This window comes from Prosthecobacter sp. (assembly GCF_044222345.1).
GTDB lineage: Bacteria > Verrucomicrobiota > Verrucomicrobiia > Verrucomicrobiales > Verrucomicrobiaceae > Prosthecobacter.
Genome location: NZ_JBGANL010000115.1, coordinates 1 through 5,719 on the forward strand (window position 1 = coordinate 1; position 5,719 = coordinate 5,719).

General features: G+C 58.4%; 5 protein-coding genes and 1 pseudogene. 3 read left to right on the top strand and 3 right to left on the bottom strand.

All coding sequences use genetic code 11. The annotated features are described in order from the left end of the window. Positions 1-227: pseudogene (gene purH / locus ACILSL_RS26550) on the bottom strand (bifunctional phosphoribosylaminoimidazolecarboxamide formyltransferase/IMP cyclohydrolase); the annotation flags it as partial. A 171-nt stretch (positions 228-398) separates the two neighbouring features. Here purH and ACILSL_RS26555 point away from each other — a divergent pair. Together ACILSL_RS26555 and ACILSL_RS26560 are read left to right on the top strand one after the other, a co-directional pair. Continuing rightward, complete coding sequence (locus ACILSL_RS26555) at positions 399-938, top strand: hypothetical protein (protein ID WP_395735097.1); 540 nt, start codon at positions 399-401, stop codon at positions 936-938. A 25-nt stretch (positions 939-963) separates the two neighbouring features. Then, on the top strand, positions 964-1,500 hold the full coding sequence (locus ACILSL_RS26560; RefSeq protein WP_395735098.1) for a metalloprotease family protein: 537 nt from the start codon (positions 964-966) through the stop codon (positions 1,498-1,500). A gap of 20 nt (positions 1,501-1,520) precedes the next feature. Here ACILSL_RS26560 and ACILSL_RS26565 read toward each other — a convergent pair whose 3' ends face one another. Further along, positions 1,521-1,955 carry a hypothetical protein gene (locus tag ACILSL_RS26565; RefSeq protein ID WP_395735099.1) on the bottom strand — a complete coding sequence of 145 codons (435 nt, stop codon included), beginning with the start codon at positions 1,953-1,955 and terminating at the stop codon, positions 1,521-1,523. Positions 1,956-2,332: 377 nt separating this feature from the next. Here ACILSL_RS26565 and ACILSL_RS26570 point away from each other — a divergent pair, with 377 nt between their 5' ends. After that, on the top strand, positions 2,333-3,406 hold the full coding sequence (locus tag ACILSL_RS26570) for a Gfo/Idh/MocA family protein (RefSeq protein ID WP_395735100.1): 1,074 nt from the start codon (positions 2,333-2,335) through the stop codon (positions 3,404-3,406). A gap of 235 nt (positions 3,407-3,641) precedes the next feature. Here ACILSL_RS26570 and ACILSL_RS26575 read toward each other — a convergent pair whose 3' ends face one another. Then, positions 3,642-3,938, bottom strand: a complete 297-nt coding sequence (locus ACILSL_RS26575; RefSeq protein WP_395735101.1) for an HNH endonuclease signature motif containing protein — start codon at positions 3,936-3,938, stop codon at positions 3,642-3,644. Positions 3,939-5,719: the final 1,781 nt, after the last annotated feature.

A 5,719-nucleotide genomic window follows, 5' to 3' on the forward strand; every position in this document is an offset into this window, starting at 1 on the left:
AGCAGGCCGCCGTGGACCTTCGGGTGCAGCGTCTTCACGCGACCGTCAAACATCTCCGGAAAGCCGGTGTGGTCAGACACATCTGTGACCGTGAGGCCGCCGTCCTTCAGGTGCTTGGAGGTGCCCCCGGTGGAAAGCAGCTCCACCCCGAGCGCCGCCAGTCCTTTGGCGAAGTCGAGGAGGCCGGATTTGTCAGAAACAGAGAGCAGGGCGCGGGCGATGGGCATTGTGTGTCTTGGGAGGAAGTTCGGGGGGCGGGATTAAAGGGAGAATTATGGGGGTGCCAAGCGCATTTCACGAGCCAATTTTGTGCCTTGTGAAGAGAGGATTTTTTTGAGGGTGATATTTGCTTGTCAATCCACCCGGCTGCTGAAATGATTTAATCCATTGCTGTAACTATGAGCCTGCCGCCACCGCTTTCTGATGCCGACACCCCGCCTTCTGCGGAGGCACCCAAATCCTGCGCCCAGTGTGGCTCCATCCGACTGAGCACTTCCACCAGCCTTGCTCTATGCGAGCCCTGTCGCATGGAGTTGGTGAAATTTCCGTTTCCGCTGTGGGTCAAAGCCTCCGCCGTACTGGTGTTCCTGACGGTCACAGTCTCCTTGGTTCTGTCCCGCGAGCGCCTTCACACGGCAATTGAGTTCGCACGCACGAAAAAAATGGTCAGTCAGGAACGCTGGGAGGAGGCCTATGAAAGCTATCGGGGACTCAAGGCATCTCATTCAGACACTGAGACGGTGCTGGACTATGCGGAAGCAGCATTCAACAGCGGTCATGCTGCTGAAGCGGCACAGGCGGTGAACTCTCTGGTTGGACGATCCGTGAAAAAGAGTTTGGAACTGCGCGTCAATACCCTCATCTACAAGATCGATTTATCACGACAGAGGCCTCTGATGCCGCCTTTGGCACCCAATACCTCGCCGATCAGGCTTTGATCATTGATTTCAAGGTACCTCTCACATGCTCTTCATTCCAGGCCCCCTCATTGCATTTCTCACATTCCCCGGCGTCATTGTGCATGAAGCTGCGCACCAGCTGATGTGCCGCCTGACCAAGACTCCCGTGCTCCAGGTTTGCTATATCCGTGCGGGGAATCCGTCGGGGTATGTGATTCACGATGCCCCAGCTTCCGGGTGGAAGCATTTTCTCATTTCTGTGGCCCCCTTTTTGATCAATTCCATTGTGGGCGCACTCATCTGCCTTCCTGTAGCCCTGGGGGAAGCTGCGAGATCCCTGCCCATGGGGCTGATGGACATAGGGCTGGGCTGGCTGGGAATTTCCGTGGCCATGCATGCCTTTCCCAGCACGGGGGATGCGGCCAGCCTCTGGAAGGCCATGAAGGGGGACGGTGCTTCCTGGCTGCTTCGACTAGTGGGCTGGCCTGTAGTGGCTGTGATTTACCTCGGTGCGCTGCTTTCGGCCTTTTGGTTTGATGTTATTTATGCCTGGCTGATCTGCTTTCGTGGACCTCTATCCTTGCTGGAATCGCTGGTCTGAAACACGGCAACTTCTCTCCTTCACGGCCCGGTCTTCGGCACAAACGGCGGGTAAAACTTCCGCGCTCCAAACTCCACGTAACGGTTCTCCCCGCTCTTTAAATAAACGGGCAGGGGACCCTTCTCGCCAGCCCCCTCCGGCTGGTAAATGAAATGCCGCCCCGTCGCGTCCAGCCCCTGTTTTACCATCGTCCCATCATCAAACTCCACCGCCTCTTCCGCACGTCGAAACAGCCCCTCGTCCTGCCCGGCAAAGCGCAGGTTCGGCTCGTAGCGGTCATCCTTGCCCAGCGTCGTGTAGTACTTCGTGTCGCCCAGCGCGGTGGGGTACTCCACCCACTCATAGTCCGCCGGACGCAGATGGATGCGCCACGAAAGAATCACCAGCGACGTGAACAGCACCGCCCAGCCCAGCAGCAGCCGGCCGGGGGTGTCGCGGATTTCATTGGCAGCCATGGGGCGGAATCAAAGCCGGGAAAACGCCGGCTGAAAAGGGATATGTCAGGCCGCGCGCCGAGCCCAGCGCCCTGGGAGCGCGGAATTCATTCCGCCTCGGGATTCGAAGCCTTGGCGAAGAATGCAGCTCTCCGCCGCCCGCAGAATTCTTACTTCACACTGGCGCTCTCCACATCGAGGACCACCGTGCTTGCGCCCCGCAAACCACGCATCACCGGCCTCGTGTTTGCGACCTGCTGCGGACTAAAGTCCGCGCTCCTAAACGGCCTCGTAACTTGGGCCCGCTGCATGAATCCCACGCCGCACACCGTACTCTGGGGCTTGTCATCGGTGTCCCTCTCGGCTTCGATGGCCCCCTCCTTTTCCAGACCTTCTTTATGAGCAAAACATGGCGCATCGCCGGCATCAATTTCGATCACTTCCACATGGGCGACCTCCTGCGCCAGACCTCCGAGCATCCGAACGCGGAACTCGTGGGCATCTGCGATGAAAAGCCCGAGCGCCTCGTGGAAGCCACGCGCAATTTCAGCCTCACGCCCGCCCAGGTTTTCACCGACTACCGCGCCTGCATGGAGCAGACGAAGCCGGACATCGTCATCCTCTGTCCCGCCGCCTCCTGCCATGGCGACTGGGTTTCCAAGATCGCGCCCTACGGCACCCACATCATCATGGAGAAACCCTTCGCCGGATCCCTGGCCGAGGCCGATGCCATGGTGGCCGCCATGCAGCCGCATGGCAAGCTCCTCACCGTGAACTGGCCGCTCGTCTGGGATGCCGGACAGCAGACCGCGCACCGCTTGATTCAGGAGGGCCTCATCGGCGAAGTCCGCGAATTCCACCACCACGGCGGCAATCGCGGCCCGCTCTGCCACGGCGCGGACAAGATCGAAAAAGAACCCAGCGCCGCCGAGAAATCCGCCAGCTGGTTTTACAGCAAGGCGCAGGGCGGGGGATCCCTGCTCGACTACATGGGCTACGGCGCCACCCTCGGCACCTGGCACCTCGGCGGGCAGTCGCCCCTGGAAGTCACCTGTACCTGGAACCAGCCCGAAGGCCTGGAGGTGGACGAGCACGCCGTGGCCGTGCTGCGCTACCGCCTGGGCCTCAGCAAGACCGAGACCCGCTGGGGCACCTTTACCGATCCCTGGACCCACCAGCCCCAGCCCAAGTGCGGCTTCGTCCTCAAAGGCACCGACGGCACCATCTCGTGCTACGACTACGAGCCCACCGTCCGCGTGCAGACCCGCGCCCGTCCGGAAGGCTACGAAGTCCCGGTCGATCCCGTCCAGTCGCCGAACCGCAATCCCATCGAAAACGTCATCCACCACCTAGAGACCGGCGCGCCCTTGATCGGCCCGCTCCGCCTCGACATCTCCCGCATCGGCCAGCAGATCGTCGATACCGCATTCCGCAGCGCCCAAGAGAAACGGACGCTCAAGCTGGTGGGGTAGACCCGTGCGGCGTTCAGGAGGCTTTATTGCTGGCGCAGGCCAGTTTCAGAGCCCCCAAACAACCCAATTATTAACTACCAACAATCAATGTAATGTAAAGTATTCGCATGGATACCGCCTCGCGGAATGAGCGTGTGTATCAAACCCTGCTTGGAATGGGGTTATTTGTTGAACACGTTGCTGGTAAGGAGGGCGGCATTGCCTCATTCATCGTTTCAACCTCTTTGCCGTCAGATCAATCCAACATTGAGCAACTCCAAGGGTAGGTATCGCTTTTTGCACGGTTTACTTTCCAGTTCAGGGGTTGGAGATTGTCCCATGTGTTTGTCCCATTCGCTGAGAGTGGTTTAATGTGGTCGATTTCCCACCCGTATTCTGAATCAACATTCCCATGTTCGGAATATTTCATCACTTTGCCACATATATCCCGCCGCCAGACGGCGGCATCGTAGCCTTCTACCGCCGTGCCCTTTTCCCAAACTTTCTTCTTTGTGGCTTCATCTGTTTGGCTGAAATTGTATTGATAGGGCATGATATTTTTATTGGCTGGTTGGATGTTAAATGAAATGATTGCGGCATACTTTATTTACTCGTCAAATGATGGGTGAATAACCTATAAAAAAAGATACAGGGCATTTAGTACGCTTATCCATGATCTATGCATCTGTGATTCCGTAAGTTACATCATCCTTTGCTCGTGCCTCACTTGGCGCATGAACTGAGTGGGGCGGACGGCATCACTCCCTGCCAGAGCGCCAGCCATTCCCTCTGCAGGCCTCAGCCAAAGGGAGAGAAGCCCTGCGTGGATTACACCCTCCCGTTGAAAAGGTTGAAGTTGTGGCGGTCACCCTGGCACACTGCCTTGTGCGTATACCCCCCTGGTGAAATTGGCGAATTTGGTGAAGTTTCTCGGGTGACATTCGAACACGCGAAGGAGGCCGGGCTTTGACGGATACCCCCGACTCGGAGCAACGGCCCCCTTTCCAACTCCCCGGACATGGCCAGCGGGACGCGGCTGAAGAAGTTTCCAAGTTTCCACCCCTAAGCATGGAAACATGGAAACTTTTTGGGCATTGGCAGCGGTGTGCCTGAGGTGACGAGATCCGGCGCTCTGAGCCCGCGCTGGCTAGGTGACAACGCCTTTTTAGGACTCAGGTGTCCCCTGCTCCGTCTTCTTTTTGAGCTGCTCCAACCGGATGACGGTGGCGAAGCAATAAATGAGAGCGGAGAACATGGACGCCGTACAAAGGCCAAACGCCCAGGGATTCTGTCGCGGTGTGCCCAGCCGCCACTCGCTCAATCGCCCGTGCTCGACGCGAACTGCCCGCCACGACTGGCTAACCTGGCCTGGATAACGCTGCGATGCCTCCTCAACAGTAAGCGTCGTCGTCCATGGTGCCCAGTAGACAAAGCTCACCAAGGCAATCGCAAACGAGAAAAACATCGAGATGTTTAGACCGATGATTCGCTTGGAGAATCGCATGGCGTGTGTTGAGGCCAGAGTGCTGGACGGTGAACTGTTTGCTGAGGTTTTTCCAACGCCTTGAGATTTGACCGCCTTTGGCTGACATCATGGCAGATGAGCGCCAGCAGGCCTGCCAAGAATAACGCGCCCGACCGTAAAGTCCAGCCAGCAGGAGTCCGCTGGCAGCCGGGGGCGCGAACTGCCTAGGCTGGATGGCCGGAGGCAGCAGGATGATGATCACGAAGCCCGGCAGGCATGCTCCCCGACCATGGCCACCGGGACGCGGGCCGGGAAAAAAGTTTCCAAGTTTCCACCCCTAAGCATGGAAACATGGAAACTTTTTGGGAGCGGGGCGGCGGAGTACCTTGGGGTGGCAAAGGCGGGGCTGGTTTCCAGTTTCCGTGGTTTCCTCCCCTAGGTGGGGAGAATGGAAACCGAAACCGGCGAGGGCGTGGAAAAGGGCTTGGGCGGGCTTGATGGCTGCTGAGAGCGAGGGGTGCCCTAACCTCATTCACGGCAGCACGAGGACGGTTCCGTTGTCAGCTTTTGTTTGGCGGGGCTGGCAGAGATCTCTGAAAAGGGCTGGTTTCCATGTCGGTGTGCTATGGGAGGAAACCGTGGAAACCGGAAACCAGCTTCCCTCCGCGCTGCGGCGGCTGCGCTTGAGCGATGATGCGGGTCTGGCCGACGGAGCTTGGTAGCGCACGACAACGGTGTCCAAAGCTCGGAGGCCAAAGAGCCCTCATGGAGATGAATACGAGGGCATCGCAACACCTTGAGCGGGTTCGATATTTACCTGCGTGCCGGGGATTGCGAGTCCACATTGGGAGCGCTCTGCAGCTGCGCAA